Here is a 20,187-nt window from a genome sequence, read left to right on the forward strand (position 1 = left end):
AAGCACATTATAACATTACTGTTTGTTACTTATCGCCATCAGATGCCCTGCTAAGCTAAATAGGTATCGCTAAGCAAAAATCCTTAGCCCGTATGTTATAGTTATAAAAATAGGAAAAATTATGCAAACCATTATATTAGGCGGTGGCTGTTTTTGGTGCACCGAATCGGTATTTTTATCGGTAAAAGGCGTACAATCTGTGGTTTCAGGCTACATGGGCGGAGACGCTGTTTCTGCCAACTATGAAGCGGTCTGTAGTGGCAACACAGGTCATGTTGAAGTGATTAAAGTCGAGTTCGACGACTCTATTGTCCCGTTAGAGGTGATACTTGATGTTTTCTTTGCCACCCATGATCCCACTACCATGGACCGCCAAGGCAATGACGTCGGCAGTCAGTACCGCAGCGTGGTCTTTTATACCGAAGAAAACCAAAAAGCCACGATCGACCGCACCATCAACAAACTGCGCGATATGGGCGTCAATGTGGTCACCGAAGTACACCCTGCGGTTGAGTTTTATCAAGCAGAAGATACCCATCAAGACTTTTTTAATCGCAATCCAGGACAGGCTTATTGCAACTTTGCCATACCACCAAAGCTTGCCAAATTGCGTAAAGAATTTAGCCAATATATGGTGAGTTAAATAGCAGTGTGCTTAACAGCTCAGAATTAACTATAACCACAGTCTCAGTAGGTCATATAGGTCATAAACGCCAAATGCTTATCATATAAGTATTTGGCTTTTTAGTACCTTTAGCAGTATCACTCAAACCGTTATTATATAGAGATAATGGATTCAATATTAAAACGATACAGCGGGACTGAGATAATTTTTATACAGCCTCTGTCGGCGTAGGCAAGGCAAGGCAAGGCAAGGCAGAAAAATTTATCCCAGTTACGCGTTGCAATATAAGGCACCGGTTTTATTTGGAATTGACTATATCTCATAACCTCAACGAATAAAGGCAAAAATATGAACGCTGAATTTTGGCACAACCGCTGGCAAGAGAAACGTATCGGCTTTCATCAGCCTGATGTCAATCCACTGTTAGCGAAGTACTTTACGCAGCTAAACCTGCCAGCTAATAGCCGTATCTTTGCCCCTTTATGCGGCAAATCCGTTGATATGATTTGGCTAGCCAAGCAAGGCTTCGATATTGTTGGTATTGAATTGGTTGAGTCAGCGGTACAGGCGTTTTTTATTGAGAACGATATCTCTTATACCATAAAACCGCACAGTAAAAATTCAGACATCAAATGCTATCAAGGCACTCTGTCAGGGCAAACCATAGCATTATGGGCTGCTGACATTTTTACATTAACCTCTCATGATATCGGTCACGTTGATGCTGTCTACGATCGAGCGGCACTGATTGCTATGCCACCAGAGCTGCGCCTTCAATATAGTCAGCAGGTTTGTAGCCTCAGTCAAAACTCGCCTCAGCTGTTATTGACCCTCAATTACGATCAAAATGAGCGAGCAGGACCACCCTTTTCAATCAGCCCTGAGCAAATTCAGCAATACTACAGCGCTTACTATCAAATTTATCAGCTTGAAGAAGAGTCATCTATATTGAACGCTGCCCCTGAGATGGCAGTGACAGAGCCTGTTTGGTTGTTAAAGAAAAAATAAAAACATTCCATTTGTATTTTTTAACCCTATCCTAATATCACGCCAACGTCAGCTTATAGTAACTGAGTGCTGCGATACCTTTTCTTTACTATTGAGATTGGTTACTCTAAGTAAATCGACCTTTAATCGCTTTGCTTCACTTTTTAATAGCTCGTTTCTAATACTATTTTTAACAGCTACTTTGACGCTTATAGGATATTTTTATGCGCTTGACTTACTTATCCACCTTATCTTTATTAACGACAGCCATTGGTCTTAGTCTTGCCAGCACCGCTCAAGCTGCCAAACCAGACGCACCAAACTTGTCTAACGCTCAGTTTCAGCAGTGTCTAGACGGCCTTAAGAACTCTAGCAAATTTCGCGGCGTCGATAGCTATACTTTTAATAATTATCGCCCAAGCCAGCCTGATCCTAGCGTGATTCAGTCATTGAATTATCAGCCAGAATTTCAAAAGGACGTTTGGGATTATTTGTCGTCGCTCGTTGATACTGAACGCGTTGAAGATGGTATCCGCGCCAAGCGTCAATGGGCAGATACGTTACGTAAAATTGAATCGCGCTATGGCGTTAAAGCCGAGCACGTATTAGGCGTGTGGGGTGTGGAGTCGAACTTTGGCCAGACATTGGGCAAAAAGCCTTTGTTTGAGTCTTTAGCGACCTTGTCTTGCTTTGATCGTCGCCAGAGCTATTTCCAAGGTGAATATGCCAATGCGCTAAAAATCGTCCAAAACGGCGATATTGCACCAAGTGATATGACAGGGTCTTGGGCAGGGGCATTTGGACAAACGCAGTTTATGCCGAGTACCTTTTTAGAATTGGCAGTCGACTTTGATGGTGATGGTCGCCGCGACTTGGTCAATAGCGTCCCCGATGCCCTTGCCTCTACGGCAAACTTTTTAGACAAACGTGGCTACCGTTCAGGCGAAGCATGGGGGTATGAGGTAAAACTACCAAGTGGATTCTGGGCAGCGTCCAATCGCAAAGACAAAAAGTCGATGAGTCACTGGCGCAATCAAGGCTTGACCCTTGCCAATGGTAACCCTCTGCCTTCTGACTTAAGTAGTGCGGGATTACTCCTACCCGCTGGCAAAGATGGCCCTGCATTCTTAGTCGGTAAAAACTTCGATACGTTCTATTCTTATAATGCTTCAGAAAGTTATGCGCTGGCGATTGCTCATTTATCAGATCTGATTACGCGCGAGGACAGTAGTAAAACCGACTTTATCACAGCGTGGCCAACTGACGACCCTGGTATCGGTCGCCAAGAATCCAGAGCGATTCAGCAAGCATTATTAAATGCAGGCTATGATATCGGCGCCGTCGATGGCATCATCGGTGATAATACGCGTACCGCTATTCAGCAGTACCAGTCTAGCCATGGCATTTTTCCAGCTGATGGGCGTGCAGGTCAGAAGTTCTATCGTGCCATCATGGGTAATACGGCACCTAACACGTCGCAATACGGCAATCAATATAACCAGCCAGCAAACAGCCGTCCTTTGAATCCTGTACCTGCTGATCGTATGGGACAATTGATTCAACAGCAAAGCACAGCGCCTACTAGCTACTCGCAGCCTACAGCGATCACTCCCTCAAACTCAGGTACAACGCGATATCGCCGTGTAACAGGGGCTGATGGCAGCATAAAACTGGTACGTATTGATGCAGGCTCCTGATCAGATAATGTCTTTTAGCTATGTCTAGCTTAGATGGTATTATTTTAGATACTACTAACTAATAATAAGTACACATAACACCAAAAAGCCACGCTCATTAGCGTGGCTTTTTCATGGGATATATTCTGTCATTCACTATAACTTGCAACAATTGACCTCATATATCGAACATCCAGTTTTTAGACATTAGACGATGGGCGGCGGATTTGGCTTACCATTGTCACCATTCCAGTTCTCGCGAGCTTTTTCATCTAAATCTGCTGGCGTCTTAGGCTCCCATTTGCCATTTTCTTTCCAAGTGGCATCACCCCAATCTGCGTCCTCTTCTTTTCTATCCAGCTCTTTATAGACTTTGGTCGGATCAATGCCGCGACGCTTCATATCCGCTACCTGCTCTTCTAGCGTATGAAACTGACTTGCCTCATGCATGGTTTGCTCTAAGCTATCCAACTCACTTCTTAACGCGTCATTTTTATCATTACTCATTGTTCGCTCTCCTTAATTACTCAGTATTATTATGTGTTCATATAAATCATTATTACGAGTATCAAAAGGATTGACAACGAGTGCCACGTATACTTTGTATTACAAAACGTAGCCAGCGGCAAAAAGCGTGTTAGAGAATCATGATATGGATGCAATAATAAGATTTATCGTAAAAGTACTGAATGATGATAGCGAAGGCCATACGCATATGTTAGCTAGTGGCAGTTGGTATGGCAGAAGCTCCTAGCAATGGCTTTTTTTCACCAAGTAGGCTTTTTGCATAAAAAGTTAATTTCCAAAGCTCGTGTGTGACCCGTGTTCCGTAGGTGGTTAGCTGTATCCAGTTGGCACCAATCAATTGCCGCTGCAAATGCGTGAGATCGTCTTGAGAGATCTGGCACCGTGCTACCGCATGGACATTTGGCATCTCGCGCTTGATATCAATCTCAGCTCGCGTCGCAATTAAGCGGTTGATACCACTTTGCAAACCATAGTTTGAAAAAGTAGCAGGCATTTTTATCAGCGTGATCAAAATGTCTTGCCATGCTAGTACCATAGATCTTGTGACGTCAGTTAAATTACCACCCTCATAAGCCTGAGCTTTATAGCGAATCTCAAAGGTATCGGTCAATACGAGTGGTTTACTGACATTATCATCCATCCTCTGCTGAGGAACAACCGTCGTTTCTTGCCCTATTACTTGATTGTTTGTCAAAGTAGCTGCTAGGGCCTCAGATACTGAAGACTTATTGGTCTTCATCAATTCTTCATCAACCCTGATCCACTCAGCCTCTATGTGATGGCTGGCAACCATTTTATAATAGGCTTGGATAAGCAGCTGATCGATGTCGTTTTCTGTCTCGTAATAATAGATCTTATCGGTTTTTGACGTAACTGCATTGGTAAATTCTTGCAGCTGTCTACTAATATTAGCGCCATTATGGTGTTTCTTTATTAGTATCAATAACGGCTTGAGCTTCGCTTTAGCATTGAGATAACTCAGATGCATTTGACTGACACCGTTATTTTGGGTAGTACCATAGCTATCGCCAATGACCATCAAAGCATAGTCACAAGCATCGATACATTGACGCCCATACAATGAGGCTTTGGGTAACTTACTGGAGGCATCATAGGTTAAAAAAGCGCGCCCTTGAAAAAATATCGCAATACTATCCAATACCAATAACTGGTCGTTATCAGCGCATACAACATGAATATGGTAGCGACGGTTTAGCACGAACACCTCTAATCTTAGTTAGCTGATCAAAAAAGTAGGCTCTCAAAAAAAGCATAATAACAAACTATCTACATATTCTATTTGGTAAATACAAGCCTAGCATAATATTGCTATAGTGCATTTATTTTATTTCCAATTCCATTAATATACTACGGGATTATAACAGCTGTATTGAGATTAATCTCAGGCGCATCTAAGACAGATACTCAAAATGAGGATGGTATTGTAAAGGTGTTTGCGCGCCAAGCAAACGTGATAACAGCGGACTCATTTGCTTATCATATTTGGTCGCATAAAATGTCAATGGTGGCTTAATCTGATCGCCACTCAAACCAGCACCCACTACCCTATTTTTATCCACGTCATCTGTAGGTAATGCTGACAAATTATGGCTTATCAATAGTTGCTTAACACGCTCCGCAATTGCCTGCCCCGAATCAACCACTTGCATCGATAGTTTTTGCTCATCAATCTCTTGTAGCAAAAAATCTTTAAAGAACGGGTAATGCGTGCAGCCCAATACCAGCTGGTCTACTCCATCCTTTGCAAACACTTGCAATTGCTGACGCAGATTTTGCGCCGTTTTACTGTTGATTGGCATGCCTGATTCTACCCAAGGCACCAGTTGTGGGTCAAAATATTTGGTCACTTTGGTGGCATTTGGGCTGGCTATTTTAGCAATGACATCATTTAAAAGCGTGCCGTTTAGTGTTGCTTTAGTTGCCAGTACCGCCACATGACCACTTTTACTGGCCAATACCGCAGGTTTTAATGCTGGCACCAAACCGACAATCGCCAGCTGCGGATAGTGCTGCCTTGCTGTCTCTAACGCGTAGGCTGAGGCGCTATTACATGCAATGACAATAAGCTTACAGCCTTGTTGATATAGCCACTCTACTGCCGTTAATGTCAACGCTTTAATATCATCACTGTCTCTGTTGCCGTAGGGCACATGCAGGTTATCGGCGTAATAGACGTAACGCTCATGGGGTAGTTGCTGAGCCAGATGCAGATAAACAGACAAGCCGCCGATACCAGAATCAAATAAACCAATGGGTGCACTACAATCGGCCTTTATCCCTTTATGGTCTATAGGCTGATTGTGTATTACAGTACTAGTCATTACTTTTCTAGGGGTCTGCGTATCAGGGATTCCTGAATAATTACTCACCGTGTCAGTAACGGCGCTTGCGGCAACATTCATATTATTTTACTGCCATTTGATAGAAGTATTCTTATACCGATTCTACTGATAATGTTAACTAACATCATCCTTAACGATTGGTCTATAAATAAAAAGAATTATAAATAGATAACAAGTTCTGCTAAAGATTATTAGCAATAACTGACTAATTATAGCTCATTATCAACCGTTAAATGGACGGCATTGACAGTGTATAAGCGCGACCGCCACTTTGCAGGGTCAGTATGGTCTCCCCATCTTGCTCGGTCAGCTGCCCAATCTCGGTTAAGTGATAAAATACGTTACGTCCGATAAGCGCGGTTAACCCATTTCGAACCAGCATGTAAGGGCGTATTTGTGTCGTTACGTCCGCATGCTGGCTGGTTTCTTCTTGATTGTTACTCTGCGCAACGTTTTTTTTGTTATTAGGAAGATAATGACGTAAATGAATAGGATGTTCATCATCTAAGCGAACGACGTCCCCTGTTGTTGTAGTAAACTCAAGCCAACTATGACCATCTTCGTTAACGATACCAACATCATTAATGAGAAGTGGCACATCTTCCACCTGAATGCGCAGTTTTTGTACGGGCGTCTTTAGAAAATACTCAGTCACGCCATCGTTTTCTTCTTTCCATAAGATAGTGGCAAACAGACTGACCAATGACTCTCTAGTCATATGCCCGCCCTCATGCCACCATTCGCCATTGGCTTTGATGACCAAGTCCATATCATCAATTTGTTCGGGATGCCAGTTCTCTAGGGGCGGTATGGCACGCCCTTCACGCGCCCCCGCCACAGACTTTAGATACTGACTCAAGTTGTCTAAATTGTTTAGTTCAGACAGCTTATCATTAAAGGCATTAGTATCCTTCATGGTGTCTATAGTCGGGGCATTGATACGTGTATTATTATCTGTCATCGTAAGAACCTTTAAGTAGTAATCAAAGTTTGGCAAATCTGTTATTACTATAAATTTTAGTTTCGGGTATCATAAGACACTATGGTCAGATAATATGGTCAGATAACATCGTCAGGCAATATCGTCATTGTACACCCACTGTCTTAATCTTACCTTAACACTGATGTTGTGAAATGCGTATCGTGTTTGTGGGACTTTTCTTTTATAATAAGTAACGATTTTTTATTTGAAATAGTCTGGTGGGCGTTGTACTAATGACACATTTTACGTTATGTTTTTAAAAATACTTTTATCGTAACGTCGTCAACTGATACCGTAAAGACCCTTTTTATCGGGCAGCCATATGTCTGAGTAAAGTTAGCGCCACAAGCCTTATTATTCAATTGTTAAGCTAATGATGCCCTGAGATAAGCCACTACAAGTTTAGGAGTAGGTATGCAAGAGCAAGACAATCAAACGCCAGTTGTTGATGGTGATACTGTAAATATCGACACCCCAATCGTGACAGACCCCGCCAATCCAGAATCAGCCACTGTCATACCAGAAGTACCTGCTGAAGAACCACCTGTTGTTGTAGATATGCAGGCCAGTGAGCCAGTCGCTGAAACGGTCGTTGTCGACAAAGCGCCAGAACCTGTCGCAGCAGAGCCTGAAGTTGAACGTGAGTCGATGGAGTTTGATGTCATCATCGTCGGTGGTGGACCTGCTGGCCTTTCAGCGGCCATTCGTCTGCGCCAGCTGGCTATTGCCGCAGGGAACGATGAGTTCATGGTTTGTGTGGTCGAAAAAGGCTCGGAGTTTGGTGCTCATACCCTATCTGGTGCGGTCATGGAAACGCGCGCTTTAGACGAGCTGATCCCAGATTGGAAAGAAAAAGGCGCACCGCTAAACGTCCCTGCAATTGAAGATCGCCTCTATATGCTAGGTTCAGCGACCAAAGCGACCAAATTGATGGATTCAGTTGTCCCTGCTAGCATGCACAATAAAGGCAACTATATTGTCTCATTGGGCAACGTCGTTCGTTGGTTGGCGCAACAAGCTGAAGAGCTAGAAGTCATGATGTTCCCAGGCTTCCCTGCTGATGAAATTTTATATAATGATGATGGTTCAGTAAAAGGCGTGTTGACAGGCGACATGGGCGTGGCTGCTAGTGGCGAAGCGAAACATAGCTTTGAGCCAGGTTATGAGCTGCTTGCCAAATATACCATCTTCTCTGAAGGTTGCCGTGGTCACTTAGGCAAGCGCCTTATCAGCCGCTTTGCCCTAGATAAAGACTCAGATCCACAGCATTACGGTATTGGTCTAAAAGAGCTATGGGAAGTGACGCCTGAGAAGCATGAAGAAGGCGTAGTGATGCATGGTTCGGGCTGGCCATTGACGGACACTGGCTCAACTGGCGGTTGGTGGTTGTATTTTGATGAAAACAACCAAGTAAGCTTTGGTATGGTCATCGACTTATCATATTCAAACCCTTATATGTCACCGTTTGATGAGATGCAGCGTCTAAAGCTACATCCGCTTATTCGTAATGTATTAGAAGGCGGTAAACGTCTGTCTTACGGCGCTCGCGCGCTGACCAAAGGCGGTCTTAACTCATTGCCAAAATTCACTTTCCCAGGCGGCGTATTGGCGGGTGATGACGCAGGTTTCTTAAACCCTGCCAAAATCAAAGGCACCCATACGTCAATGAAATCTGGCATGTTAGCTGCCGAAGCAATTTTTGAGGCAGTGCAAGCGGGTCGTCAGCATGATGACGTCGAAGCATATAGCACCATGTACAAAGAATCATGGTTATATCAAGATAACTATGAAGCCCGTAACTTTGCTCCTGCTATGCACCGTATGGGTCAATGGATGGGCGGCGCTTTTACCTTTATCGAGCAAAACTTGCTTGGCGGTAAAATGCCTTTGACCATTCATGACAATCAAAAAGATTATGCTCAGCTTGAGCGTGCCGCTCATGCTTATCAGCCAACCTATCCTAAGCCGGATGGCAAATTGGTATTTGATAAATTGTCATCTGTCTTTATCTCCAATACCAACCATGCAGAAGATCAGCCAGTACATTTAAAATTAACTGATCCCACAGTGCCTGTCACTATCAATTTACCCCTCTATGCTGAGCCTGCGCGTTTGTACTGCCCAGCTGGGGTTTATGAGATTGTGAAAGATGCCGAAGGCGCTAAATTTGTTATCAACGCGCAAAACTGCGTCCATTGTAAAACTTGTGATATCAAAGACCCGTCACAAAACATCACGTGGGTAACGCCAGAGGGCGGCGGCGGTCCTAACTATCCAAACATGTAAATTGTTATTGATATAGTGTTTAGATGGTTATAATTTAAAATAAGCCATAAAAAAATCGCCCTTAGAAGGGCGATTTTTTTATGGCTTATTTAATAGATATATATCTAGGGTTTTAGCTTAATCGGTCCACGCATCACGATTGGCTTCATCCTTTAATTTCACAAAATCATCTGGATTAAACTTGATCTGGTCAGCAGTTTTGCCTTCTTTAATTTGACGCTCATAGTCACGTAATATTCTAAGGGCTACCGGCGACAAGATTAGAATTGCCACTAAGTTGACCAATGCCATTAAACCCATGGACAAATCGGCAAAGTTCCAGATAGCTGGCAGGCTTGCGACAGCACCGACAAATACCATGCCTAAGACCATAAAGCGGAAGATCATAATCATGACCTTGGCATTTTTTTCGCCAGAAATAAACTCAAGGTTTGACTCACCATAGCTATAGTTTGCAATGATAGAGGTAAATGAGAAGAAGAAGATGGCTATGGCAACGAAAATCACGCCCATATCCCCTACGTACTGTGACAATGCAAGCTGTGTTAATTGAATACCTTCTTGTTCGACGTTCGGGTCAACCACGCCAGAGAGAATAATAATTGAGGCGGTCGCTGTACAAATAACCAGTGTGTCCAAGAATACACCTAGCATCTGCATAAAACCTTGCACGGCAGGATGGTCAGGATGGCTTTTTGCTGTAGCAGCGGCATTGGGCGCTGAACCCATACCTGCTTCGTTTGAGAATAGACCGCGCTTGATACCGTTGATCATCGCCTGCGCAATACCATAACCAATCACACCGCCTGCTGCTTGTTCAAAGCCAAATGCTGATTTGACAATTAAAGCAACCGCCGCTGGAAATTCACTCAAATTGGTCAAGATGACATAAAGCGCTAGCACAATGTAAAGAATCGCCATTACTGGTACAATTTTACCAGCAATACGGGCAACAGAGCGTAAGCCGCCAAAGACCACGGGGGCGACTAGTACTACCAATATTAAACCTGTCATCCATGTTGGAACACCAAAGGCTTCATTAGTTGCTTGTGCAATGGTATTTGACTGCACGCCATTAAACGCCAAACCAAATGCTACTAGCAAACACAACGAGAAAAATATCGCAAGCCAGCGTTTACCCAAGCCTTTTTCGATATAGTAAGCGGGTCCACCGCGATAGACATTGTCGTTATGTGGCACTTTATACGCTTGCGCTAAGGTCGATTCGATAAAACTGGTCGACATACCCACAATGGCGGTCATCCACATCCAAAACACAGCGCCCGGTCCGCCCAAATAGATGGCAATTGCCACCCCTGCTAGATTTCCCGTACCGACTCGTGCAGCAAGAGACGTCATCAGTGCCTCAAATGAGCTGATGCCGCCATCTTTACGCCCTTGATTTGAGACTTTCAGTAACTGCCACATATGACCAAAATGACGAAACTGAATAAAACGGGTCGCAATAGTAAAATATAGACCTGCTCCTATTAAGACGAACATCAATAGTCCATACCATGGATTACTGGCAATCAACCAATCGTTATTACCCCAAATAATACTCACACCATAGTTTACGATGCTATTAAACCCACCTGCTATGCCTTCGCTCATACTCTATCCCCCTCACTAACATTCTATACTTTTAGCATATGTTATAAATTGATGTGACTAATGGTTTTCTATGATGCTCCGTCCTCACGCTGTTTATTACTCATCACTGTTTATTTCAGCAATAAAATGACAAACAAGGCACTTCTATCATATGGAGGTATTTTAACTTACTAAAAACAATTTAGCAGTTTTAATACTTTTTTTAATTATTAATCATTTACAAACTTTTGCTTAGTAATAAATAAAGATTAAAAATTTATGGTTATAAAATATCTATTTATAAATAACTTTTAAGAATTAACTATTGTCTTAAGATTAAAAACATATTTATATAAATGATAGTGACTATTACAATCCTTATTTGCTTAATTTTTCTTGACTGGTTTATGATAACTATTGTCAAAGTAAAGGGGGATTATTACTCCAGCTTATCATTATAGTGGTTAAGCCAAATCCATAATAATAATGCGGCTTTAATGTGAAACCTTACCATAAATAATGGTTGCATTCACTTTTACTAACATAAGTTAGTTATAGTTTCTGCAAATACATATTTAGTTACATAAAGTAAATAAAATTTATTTATTGTTAATCAAGTCATTTTTGTATATATTCCTAATAAGTTTATAAAAGCTGATTTCAATACTTATTGGCATGAATGTATATTTATAAACATTAGAACCATGCTATCGGGACGATGGCAATAATAAGACAGAGGATTGTCAGCTGATACCGCCCCCTCCTCTCTAAGCCTCGTCATTTATAATAAATTTAATCACCTATCTGACTATCTAGTATTAAATAATGGGATGTTAAGCGATTGATATCGACGCTTATTCTTTAACTTTTTAGTGGTTATATCGAGCAATTTATCCTCGTATTGATAGCATTTACAAGAGAGAAATTGCTTCATATTTTGATAATGTTAGGTTACTTATACTGATTGATCGCTCTGCTTTAGTTGTTCATTTACTGTTCTTATGGACATAAAACACTGTTTTGACAGTAAGATAAAAAATAAAGCACAGGGACTAGTCAGGCTCAAGTCAGTGACCTTGTTTTTATGTTAGGCAAAAGGAGTTGTCCTATGGAGAACCACAGCGATTCATCTGGATATTGGAAAGCCAATATCCGTCTTATTCAAGGTTGTTTAATCGTATGGGCGCTATGCTCGTATGGTTTTGCTATTCTTTTACGTCCTCTATTGGCTGGTATCAAAATCGGTGGTACTGATCTGGGCTTTTGGTTCGCTCAGCAAGGATCCATTGGGGTATTTATCATCCTAATTTTCTTTTACGCTTGGCGTATGAATAAGTTAGATAAACAATATGGCGTAGACGAGGAATAGACCCATGAGTCAGTTTGTAATTAATCTTATTTTTGTGGGTTTATCCTTCGCACTTTACTTCGGTATCGCGATTTGGGCCCGTGCCGGGTCGACCAGTGAATTCTATGTTGCAGGCGGTGGGGTTCATCCTGTCGTCAACGGTATGGCAACAGCGGCTGACTGGATGAGTGCGGCTTCATTTATTTCTATGGCCGGTCTAATCGCTGCTAGCGGTTATGGCGCTTCAACGTATTTGATGGGCTGGACGGGTGGTTACGTTCTACTAGCCATGCTTTTGGCGCCTTATTTACGTAAGTTTGGTAAGTTTACGGTTCCTGATTTTATCGGCGACCGTTTTTATTCTAAGACTGCGGCCATGATCGCCGTTGTTTGTTTGATTATCGCATCAACCACGTATGTTATCGGTCAGATGACTGGTGCCGGTGTGGCATTTTCACGCTTCTTAGAAGTTGAAAGTACCACTGGTCTGATTATCGCTGCTGTAGTTGTCTTTTTCTACGCCGTACTAGGTGGTATGAAAGGGATTACCTATACGCAAGTAGCGCAATATGTGGTTCTGATGATTGCCTATACCATTCCTGCTGTCTTTATCTCACTTGAGTTGACGGGTAACCCGATTCCAGGTCTTGGTTTGTTCTCAAATCATGTTGAAGCAGGTGTTCCTATCTTGACTAAGCTTGATCAAGTCGTGACGGATTTAGGTTTTGCATCCTATACGGCTGATGTACCAAACAAGCTTAATATGGTGCTATTTACCTTAACACTCATGATCGGTACAGCAGGTCTACCACACGTTATTATTCGCTTCTTCACGGTTCCTAAAGTTGCTGATGCTCGTTGGACTGCTGGTTGGACGTTAGTATTTATCTCATTATTGTACTTCACTGCTCCTGCAGTGGGCGCAATGGCACGTTTAAATCTGGTTGATACTGTTTATCCGCAAGGCGTTGCTGAAGCACCTTTAGAATATGACCAACGCCCTGATTGGATGATGACATGGGAAGAAACAGGTCTTATTAAATATAACGATCTAAACAACGATGGTCGTATGCAGTTGTATAATGATGGTGGGTTAGGGGCTGCTCAAATCGCTCTTAATACCGCTCAAGCTGATGGTGGTGACGTTGCCGCAGCAACTGCCGCAGTAGAAACCGCTCGTATTAAACACGATGCAGAGCTTGATGGTCGTTTTTCAGACGCTGGATGGGCAGGTAACGAGTTAGAGGTTAACCCTGATATCTTGGTACTCGCGAATCCAGAAATTGCACAGCTACCAGGCTGGGTCATTGGTTTGATTGCAGCAGGTGGTTTGGCAGCAGCATTATCAACAGCTGCAGGTCTACTACTCGCAATTTCATCAGCCATCAGTCATGACTTGATCAAACGTAATCTCAATCCGAATATTACTGATGCACAAGAGTTGAAATATGCTCGTATCACTATGGCCGTAGCGATCGTAGTAGCGACTTACTTAGGTATTAATCCACCAGGGTTTGCTGCACAGGTGGTTGCATTAGCCTTTGGTATTGCTGCTGCTTCATTGTTCCCTGTCTTGATGATGGGCATTTTCTCTAAGCGCATCAATAATCTTGGCGCTATTACAGGTATGTTGACTGGTCTGATAGTCGTTCTTGTCTATATCTTTATGTTCAAGGGCTGGTTCTTCATCAGTGGTACAGCGAATTTCCCTGATACTGAAGAGTACTGGTTGTTTGGCATCTCACCACTATCATTTGGTGCAGTGGGTGCCTTGCTGAACTTTATCGTAGCTTTCGCAGTATCTTATGCGACTGCGCCACCTCCAGCTCATATTCAAGAGCTAGTTGAAAGCGTACGTTCTCCACGTGGCGCTGGCGGTGCAATAGACCACTAAGAGCTTTAGTGTGCTATTTATCCTACAGATCACTCACAGGCAGTAGCTGCTTGTGAGTGATTTTTTTATCCTATGGCTATTACTGTACTTTATAAATATATATTGCATTAAGGACATTTTATGATTTTTGAGTTTATCGCTACCATCGCTGCCGCATTTGGTATGGCTGGTCTGGCACTGATTATAACTCACCTCAGTAAATTGGCGGGCAAACGCGCACCAAAATGGCTTATTCCTTTATTTGCTGCGATCGGTATGTTTGCCTTTCAAATACACCAAGAGTATAACTGGTATGGTCAGCAAGTGAGCAAGTTACCAGAAGGCGTGCAAGTCGTCAAAGTCGCAAAAAGTACTACGTGGTTTCGCCCTTGGTCTTATGTTAAGCCGCAAATATTACGTTTTATCGCTGCCGATACAGCCAATACCAGCGTACAAGTAGACAATCAAAATATCCATCTGGTCAACCTGTATTTGTTTGAAAGACGCAGAAGTGTGCAGCAAGTACCGCAAGTGATCGACTGCGCTGCCCCTGCCCGTGCAGATTATGTGTTACAAGAAAAAGGCAGTAAGCTAACGCTTGATGAGCATGTAAAACAAACGACCGCTTGGCGACCTTTAGAAAAAAGTGATCCTCTATATATCAATGTTTGTGTGAATCAAAAATGACTAAGTCATAAAAAAAACACTCATCAAAGCCACTATTAGCTGTCTTATCACTATATTTATGACTTATTGAACCGTCTGTCTAAATATAGTTGCCGAAAATAAGGCTAATAACGACTATTCACTTTTGTATAAGCATGCTTAGAATTGGCACCCAATAACAAGCCGGCGCATAGACCACCAAAATGCGCCGCAAATGAGATACCCTGCTGCGGTATCAAACCTTGCTTGATAGTCAACCAATAACCGGCTCCCATCACAATGCAAGCCAATAAATAACCCCAACGCCTAGCGAACATCGCGCCCCCTATCATAAACCCAAGCATAGCAAAACACAGCCCAGAGGCACCAATATGTATCGATAACGGTGAGCCAATCACCCATGTCACAAGCCCTGAGGCAACTATCAGCTTAATGACGGTGCGATAAGCGTTATTTTCAAATAAACCAAATAAAAATAAAATCTGCATCAATGTCAGTGAATTCCCCACTAGATGTGAGAAATTGCCATGCATCGTCCATGAAGCAAATACCCCTATCATACTGCCAATATCTAATGCTCGTGGCACAATACCAAAGATATTCCATAGACCAAAAAACACGCTGTCGTTAAGAAAGAACATCACCCACATTGGTATCAGTACAAACGCATATAGACCAAATACTTGCTTAATGCGTACGATTATAAGTGTCGTCAATTGCTGCCACTGCATCTAGGCTATATCCTTTTTATCTTATTAAACGCATGTTAATGACTGGTAGACAAGATTGTTGGTTCTATGGGTTTAAAAGATAGCGATGAGGCCTCTTTATTAGCAGCCAACATACTACTGGCGTGTAATAACGAAGTTGAATGATAAGGCACCAACGCGGTCGGTACAAAGCTGCGAGCAGCGTCAATGTGTTTGACCGAATCATCAAAGAAAATATGCGGCGCAAAGGTTTTAAGTACCGCAGTCTTCTCAAGCCCTCCCAAAAAAAATGCCATATCAATATCTACGCCCCAATCACGCAAGGTTTTTATCGCTCGTAAGTCAGCTGGTGCATTGCGAGCCGTTACCAAGGCTATTTTCATAGGACAAGAATGTAGGCTTGCAGGCAGACGTTCCTGCATTTTTGACAGCTTAATCAATAGCTCTGCATAAGGACCTTTTTCTATCGGTAAATCACGCATCTGAGCTTCGCGGTCGTGAAAAGCTTGCAACCCTTTTTGCTTATAAAGCAGCTCACCTGAATCATCAAATAACACTGCATCACCATCGAAGGCGATACGCAGCTGCTTGGTATCCAGCTCGTAAGTATTGACTGGCGTTGCATCCAATATCGCACAAGCACAGATATTGGCATCTGCAACTTGCTGCGCATCGTCAAGATTGGTAGTCAAAAACAAATCTACATTAAAATCTTTGATATAAGGTGCAATAGGGCTACCAGATATAAAGGCTGAGCGCGAGATGGTTAGCCCATGCTCACGAATGGCATTAAGGACCTGAATCCCCGTATCAGGGCTACTCTTTGAAACAATGACCACCTCTACCAAGGGCGCATCGACACCATCCTCCTTATTATCACAATCATGGCAATAATGATTTAAATTTAACAGCGCTTTAATAAGCGGATAACCTGCACCCATGGTCAATGGATCGTTTTCACGCTCAGCCATATAGTTGCGAAACTCTTTAACGGCATCGCGAGGGCGCTGCTGTAAAAGCGATATAAGATGATTCTCAGACTCTGATAAATCAAATAGAGCGGTTGCCGATATAGCAACGATTAAGGTATTGGTAAGATCAATGGCCATGGTCTTTCTGCTTAATGGTTTTTTAGGAAATAAAATGGATAGATTGAATTTTACTATAGCTATCACTAATAACGAGACGCGTTATGTTAACGCCCCACCTTTATAATCCCTCTGCTTAAAATTAAGCATAAAAAAGCCATACTATCATAATGATAATATGGCTATAAAATCAAACCGCTGTTTTTACTCTTTGATTCAGCCAAGCTTACATGAAAGCCTTTATGCAAAAATTTATCAAAAGCGCCTAACTCAAGAGCACCAAAGATATCGCTGGGAACGCCACCAAAATCACCAAGCGTACCAAGTCTGAGACAATAAAGGGCATCACCCCCTTAAACATATCGGACAGCTTAATATGCGGTGCCATCGCCTTAATCACAAAGATATTCATCCCCATAGGCGGCGTAATAAGTCCAAGCTCTACTGTCAATACGGCAATAATACCAAACCAAACTGGATCATAACCTAGCGCAACAATAATTGGAAAGACCACTGGAATGGTAATCACCAGCATCGCTAGCGCATCCATAAATAGCCCTAGCAAAAAGTACATGATCAAGATGCAAATGAGCACCACCATTGGACTGACTGCCAATGTACCAATCCACGTCGCTAAGCTATAAGACAAGCGTGATACGGAGATAAAGTAGCCAAGTGCTTCAGCACCAAGCAGCATAAAAAAGACCACCGCAGACAGAGCAAGTGTCTCAATCAATGACTGCTTAAGCCCTGTCATGCGCATACTTTTGGCAAAAGCATAAGCCCACGATACAAAAGCACCAACTGCTGCACCCTCTGTTGGAGTAAATAACCCAAAGAAAATACCGGCAATAATCACAATAAAAATAAAGCTAAAGGGAATAAGGCCAGTCAAGGAAATGAGCTTTTGTTTCCAAGAAGTAGGCTCTCCGCGCTGGGCTAAATGCGGCTTCCAGCGCACCATGATCATGACCGTGATTGAATACATTACCATGCCAAGCATCCCCGGCAAGAAACCAGCGATAAACATATCACCGACAGACTGCTGGGTTAAGATAGCATAGACCAGTAGCGCGATACTGGGCGGAATCATAATCCCCAAAGTACCACCAGCGGCTAAAATACCGCAGGCAAAGCCCGGTTGATAACCGTACTTCTCCATTTGTGGCAATGCTACTTTGGTCATGGTAGAGGCCGTCGCCAATGATGACCCTGAGATAGAGGCAAAGATACCGGATGAGCCAATACCAGCTATACCCAAACTTCCTCTAACGCCGCCAAAGATGGTTCGAGTCGCATCAAACAATTTGCCTGCCATACCCGAATGAGAAGCAAATACCCCCATGAGAATAAATAACGGAATGGCACTAAAATCATATTTTGCTAACACATCAACGGGTAAGTCCTTGAGCATTTGCAGAGCACCAATCGGCGCTGTTACAGCACCAAAGCCAACCAAACCAACTCCGAGCATCGCAAGTGCAACAGGAACACGCAGCATAACCATTACAATCATGCATACCAAACCAATGGCACCAATAATTTCTGGACTCATGCGCCTGTCTCCTCAGCGTCAAAGAACTCGCCTGTTTTAAAGATATTGATGGATTCGATCAATGACCGAATGGCAAGTAAGATGCTTAAGAAGGCACTGATAGCATAGATGGGCATCATTGATATGCGAAGGTCTTGGGTAACTTTGCCAAATTCGATGGCATCAAAAGCGCTCTCATAAAGACCCCATGCAAACACCACACCAATGATAAAAAAGCCCATCATAAAGGTGCCCATCATGTAACCTTTGACAGCTTTTGACATCTTTTGTGTGAAGACATCGACAATGATTTGTGAACGTTCAACAAAAGCGGCAAAGGCGCCGAGTAAAGCAAAGAGCATAAAGTAAGAAACAATCTCAACGCTGCCTTTGACCGTAAACCCAAATTCACCACCGGTGAGCTTGAATATATAGCGGGCAATCACATCTAACATGGTGGTCAGTACAATAATAATAAGACTGATACCACCAATAAGCTGACATAACCTTGAGATGAGAGTACTAAGTTTGACTAGGTAGGTCATGTGACAACTCCTTTAGGTTAAACCTTACAGGCGGCACTGGCAGCTTTGGCCTTGGCATAAACACCGTCTGCATCTAAACCTAAGGCACTGACATCAGCCAGATATTTTTTGGTGCCTTTTTCAAGCGGTCCTTTCCAATTAGGATCATTTAATGGATCAGGGATTTCAACGATTTCATCACCTTTGTCTCTAGCTGCTTTTATCGCCATATCATCATGTTTATCAAATACCTCACCAACCTTGTTGGCAAGCGCCATACCTGAGTTTTTATCCAGTACCTTTTTTAAATCATCAGGTAAACTTTCATATTTCTCTTTATTCATAGTCACCATAAGCGCTGAACTATAAAAAGGAATATTGGTATGGTATTTGGTGATTTCATCAATTTTGAAAGCAGTGACAGCCTCCCAAGGGAAACTCAATCCATCAACAACACCGCGTTGTAAAGACGTATACATGTCATTGGCAGGCAGACCTACAGGAGAAGCACCAGCACTTTCAATAATATCGCCAGCGACCGCAGAAGGACGACGGATACGCATGCCTTTCATATCTTCAGGCGTGCGTATTAACTTATTGGTAGTGTGCAAAGAGCCTGGACCAGCACCATACATAAATAACATATGGGTATCTTCATACTCACCAGCTAAAGTGCCATCTTCATAAAGCGTCTGTAGCATGCAGCCCATTTGCGTAGCTGAATTTGATAAACCAGGCAGCTCAGTGATCTGAGTTAAAGGAAAACGTCCATTGGTATAGCCATGTGCTTGTGACCCAATATCTATCGTTCCTTTTGAAGCAGATTCATAAGTAACATCCGCTTTAGCAAGACCCGCTGAAGGATACAATTCTACTTTTAAGCGACCATTAGAGTCCGCTTCAATTTGCTTAGCCCACGGCTCAAAGACCTCAGTACTAATAGATGAGGTTGCTGGCCAAAAATGAGAGAAGCGTAATGTGGTTGTTTCTTGAGAGGTTGCCGCGGAAGCATCAGTACTGTCAGAAGCTTGATTAGAACAGCCTAGAAGGCTAATAGCTGCTAAGGCACCTATTGAAAAAAGAGGGGCTAACTTCATTATCAATTCCTTTTGATAACCATGGATAGGGGGTGAGTCTTTACTAAAAAATCAATGATAGAGTCAAATTCCGTATAAACTCTACATATACTACTAATTAACTAAAGTTGAAACACTCTTTAAAATTAGCAGCTATAACGATATAAGTCAAATCATTTTAAATGAATAAGAACGAATATATTTGATATAAGATATATTAATTTTCTTAAGACAAACATCCCCACCCGTCAGACAAAGAAAACCCCCTTAGCAACTAAGCTAAGGGGGTTTTACTTTAGAATAGAGAGCTGACGATGACCTACTCTCA

Annotated in this window: 17 protein-coding genes; 7 read left to right on the forward strand and 10 right to left on the reverse strand. The window is 42.6% G+C overall.

Annotated elements, in window-relative coordinates; translation table 11 throughout:
- Positions 1-121: 121 nt before the first annotated feature.
- The 3 genes from msrA (at position 122) to ABYU67_RS08545 (ending at position 3,309) form a co-directional block, all read left to right on the forward strand.
- Positions 122-643 carry a peptide-methionine (S)-S-oxide reductase MsrA gene (gene msrA / locus ABYU67_RS08535; RefSeq protein WP_372844578.1) on the forward strand — a complete coding sequence of 174 codons (522 nt, stop codon included), beginning with the start codon at positions 122-124 and terminating at the stop codon, positions 641-643.
- Positions 644-973: 330 nt separating this feature from the next.
- Positions 974-1,633 carry a thiopurine S-methyltransferase gene (gene tmpT, locus ABYU67_RS08540; protein ID WP_372844579.1) on the forward strand — a complete coding sequence of 220 codons (660 nt, stop codon included), beginning with the start codon at positions 974-976 and terminating at the stop codon, positions 1,631-1,633.
- 203 nt (positions 1,634-1,836) lie between these two features.
- The gene (locus tag ABYU67_RS08545) at positions 1,837-3,309 is read left to right on the forward strand and encodes a lytic murein transglycosylase (protein WP_372844580.1); all 1,473 of its coding nucleotides are present in this window, start codon (positions 1,837-1,839) and stop codon (positions 3,307-3,309) included.
- 186 nt (positions 3,310-3,495) lie between these two features.
- Here the strand turns inward: ABYU67_RS08545 and ABYU67_RS08550 are convergent, their stop codons facing one another.
- The 4 genes from ABYU67_RS08550 to ABYU67_RS08565 form a co-directional block, all read right to left on the reverse strand.
- Complete coding sequence (locus ABYU67_RS08550) at positions 3,496-3,795, reverse strand: hypothetical protein (RefSeq protein WP_372844581.1); 300 nt, start codon at positions 3,793-3,795, stop codon at positions 3,496-3,498.
- A gap of 211 nt (positions 3,796-4,006) precedes the next feature.
- Positions 4,007-5,035, reverse strand: a complete 1,029-nt coding sequence (locus tag ABYU67_RS08555) for a DUF4062 domain-containing protein (protein ID WP_372844582.1) — start codon at positions 5,033-5,035, stop codon at positions 4,007-4,009.
- 193 nt (positions 5,036-5,228) lie between these two features.
- Positions 5,229-6,239, reverse strand: a complete 1,011-nt coding sequence (murI, locus tag ABYU67_RS08560) for a glutamate racemase (protein WP_372844583.1) — start codon at positions 6,237-6,239, stop codon at positions 5,229-5,231.
- Between the two features lie 169 nt (positions 6,240-6,408).
- Positions 6,409-7,095 (reverse strand): DUF1285 domain-containing protein, encoded by a 687-nt coding sequence (locus ABYU67_RS08565; protein WP_372844594.1) that lies wholly within the window; start codon positions 7,093-7,095, stop codon positions 6,409-6,411.
- Between the two features lie 480 nt (positions 7,096-7,575).
- Here ABYU67_RS08565 and ABYU67_RS08570 point away from each other — a divergent pair, with 480 nt between their 5' ends.
- Positions 7,576-9,447, forward strand: a complete 1,872-nt coding sequence (locus ABYU67_RS08570) for a 4Fe-4S dicluster domain-containing protein (RefSeq protein WP_372844584.1) — start codon at positions 7,576-7,578, stop codon at positions 9,445-9,447.
- A 117-nt stretch (positions 9,448-9,564) separates the two neighbouring features.
- Here the strand turns inward: ABYU67_RS08570 and ABYU67_RS08575 are convergent, their stop codons facing one another.
- Entirely contained in the window at positions 9,565-11,061 is a 1,497-nt protein-coding gene (locus tag ABYU67_RS08575) for an alanine/glycine:cation symporter family protein (RefSeq protein WP_372844585.1), read from the reverse strand.
- A gap of 1,087 nt (positions 11,062-12,148) precedes the next feature.
- Between ABYU67_RS08575 and ABYU67_RS08580 the strand changes: the two genes are divergently transcribed.
- The 3 genes from ABYU67_RS08580 to ABYU67_RS08590 all read left to right on the forward strand — a co-directional run bounded on the left by ABYU67_RS08580 (position 12,149) and on the right by ABYU67_RS08590 (position 14,948).
- Positions 12,149-12,409: a DUF4212 domain-containing protein gene (locus ABYU67_RS08580; protein ID WP_372844586.1), complete on the forward strand. Its 261-nt coding sequence runs from the start codon at positions 12,149-12,151 to the stop codon at positions 12,407-12,409.
- A gap of 4 nt (positions 12,410-12,413) precedes the next feature.
- Positions 12,414-14,282: a sodium:solute symporter family protein gene (locus ABYU67_RS08585; protein ID WP_372844587.1), complete on the forward strand. Its 1,869-nt coding sequence runs from the start codon at positions 12,414-12,416 to the stop codon at positions 14,280-14,282.
- Between the two features lie 120 nt (positions 14,283-14,402).
- Positions 14,403-14,948, forward strand: a complete 546-nt coding sequence (locus ABYU67_RS08590; RefSeq protein WP_372844588.1) for a hypothetical protein — start codon at positions 14,403-14,405, stop codon at positions 14,946-14,948.
- 104 nt (positions 14,949-15,052) lie between these two features.
- Here ABYU67_RS08590 and ABYU67_RS08595 read toward each other — a convergent pair whose 3' ends face one another.
- From ABYU67_RS08595 to ABYU67_RS08615, 5 genes are all read right to left on the reverse strand, one after another.
- A complete protein-coding gene (locus ABYU67_RS08595; RefSeq protein WP_372844589.1) occupies positions 15,053-15,658 on the reverse strand; it encodes a rhomboid family intramembrane serine protease in 606 nt (201 codons plus the stop codon).
- A gap of 35 nt (positions 15,659-15,693) precedes the next feature.
- The gene (locus ABYU67_RS08600) at positions 15,694-16,746 is read right to left on the reverse strand and encodes a 5'-nucleotidase (protein ID WP_372844590.1); all 1,053 of its coding nucleotides are present in this window, start codon (positions 16,744-16,746) and stop codon (positions 15,694-15,696) included.
- Positions 16,747-16,990: 244 nt separating this feature from the next.
- The gene (locus ABYU67_RS08605) at positions 16,991-18,280 is read right to left on the reverse strand and encodes a TRAP transporter large permease (protein WP_372844591.1); all 1,290 of its coding nucleotides are present in this window, start codon (positions 18,278-18,280) and stop codon (positions 16,991-16,993) included.
- A complete protein-coding gene (locus tag ABYU67_RS08610; RefSeq protein ID WP_372844592.1) occupies positions 18,277-18,804 on the reverse strand; it encodes a TRAP transporter small permease in 528 nt (175 codons plus the stop codon). The genes ABYU67_RS08605 and ABYU67_RS08610 overlap by 4 nt, the downstream gene beginning before the upstream one ends.
- 17 nt (positions 18,805-18,821) lie before the next feature.
- Positions 18,822-19,880 (reverse strand): TRAP transporter substrate-binding protein, encoded by a 1,059-nt coding sequence (locus ABYU67_RS08615; RefSeq protein WP_372844593.1) that lies wholly within the window; start codon positions 19,878-19,880, stop codon positions 18,822-18,824.
- Positions 19,881-20,187 lie beyond the last annotated feature (307 nt).

It is taken from the genome of Psychrobacter sp., assembly GCF_041554015.1.
Lineage (GTDB): Bacteria > Pseudomonadota > Gammaproteobacteria > Pseudomonadales > Moraxellaceae > Psychrobacter.

Coding starts and splice junctions, on each gene's coding strand:
- ABYU67_RS08610 (WP_372844592.1), bottom strand. CDS start 18,804: ATGACCTACCTAGTCAAACTTAGTACTCTCATCTCAAGGTTATGTCAG.
- ABYU67_RS08565 (WP_372844594.1), bottom strand. CDS start 7,095: ATGAAGGATACTAATGCCTTTAATGATAAGCTGTCTGAACTAAACAAT.
- ABYU67_RS08575 (WP_372844585.1), bottom strand. CDS start 11,061: ATGAGCGAAGGCATAGCAGGTGGGTTTAATAGCATCGTAAACTATGGT.
- msrA (WP_372844578.1), top strand. CDS start 122: ATGCAAACCATTATATTAGGCGGTGGCTGTTTTTGGTGCACCGAATCG.
- ABYU67_RS08600 (WP_372844590.1), bottom strand. CDS start 16,746: ATGGCCATTGATCTTACCAATACCTTAATCGTTGCTATATCGGCAACC.
- tmpT (WP_372844579.1), top strand. CDS start 974: ATGAACGCTGAATTTTGGCACAACCGCTGGCAAGAGAAACGTATCGGC.
- ABYU67_RS08605 (WP_372844591.1), bottom strand. CDS start 18,280: ATGAGTCCAGAAATTATTGGTGCCATTGGTTTGGTATGCATGATTGTA.
- ABYU67_RS08615 (WP_372844593.1), bottom strand. CDS start 19,880: ATGAAGTTAGCCCCTCTTTTTTCAATAGGTGCCTTAGCAGCTATTAGC.
- ABYU67_RS08595 (WP_372844589.1), bottom strand. CDS start 15,658: ATGCAGTGGCAGCAATTGACGACACTTATAATCGTACGCATTAAGCAA.
- murI (WP_372844583.1), bottom strand. CDS start 6,239: ATGAATGTTGCCGCAAGCGCCGTTACTGACACGGTGAGTAATTATTCA.
- ABYU67_RS08580 (WP_372844586.1), top strand. CDS start 12,149: ATGGAGAACCACAGCGATTCATCTGGATATTGGAAAGCCAATATCCGT.
- ABYU67_RS08590 (WP_372844588.1), top strand. CDS start 14,403: ATGATTTTTGAGTTTATCGCTACCATCGCTGCCGCATTTGGTATGGCT.
- ABYU67_RS08550 (WP_372844581.1), bottom strand. CDS start 3,795: ATGAGTAATGATAAAAATGACGCGTTAAGAAGTGAGTTGGATAGCTTA.
- ABYU67_RS08545 (WP_372844580.1), top strand. CDS start 1,837: ATGCGCTTGACTTACTTATCCACCTTATCTTTATTAACGACAGCCATT.
- ABYU67_RS08570 (WP_372844584.1), top strand. CDS start 7,576: ATGCAAGAGCAAGACAATCAAACGCCAGTTGTTGATGGTGATACTGTA.
- ABYU67_RS08585 (WP_372844587.1), top strand. CDS start 12,414: ATGAGTCAGTTTGTAATTAATCTTATTTTTGTGGGTTTATCCTTCGCA.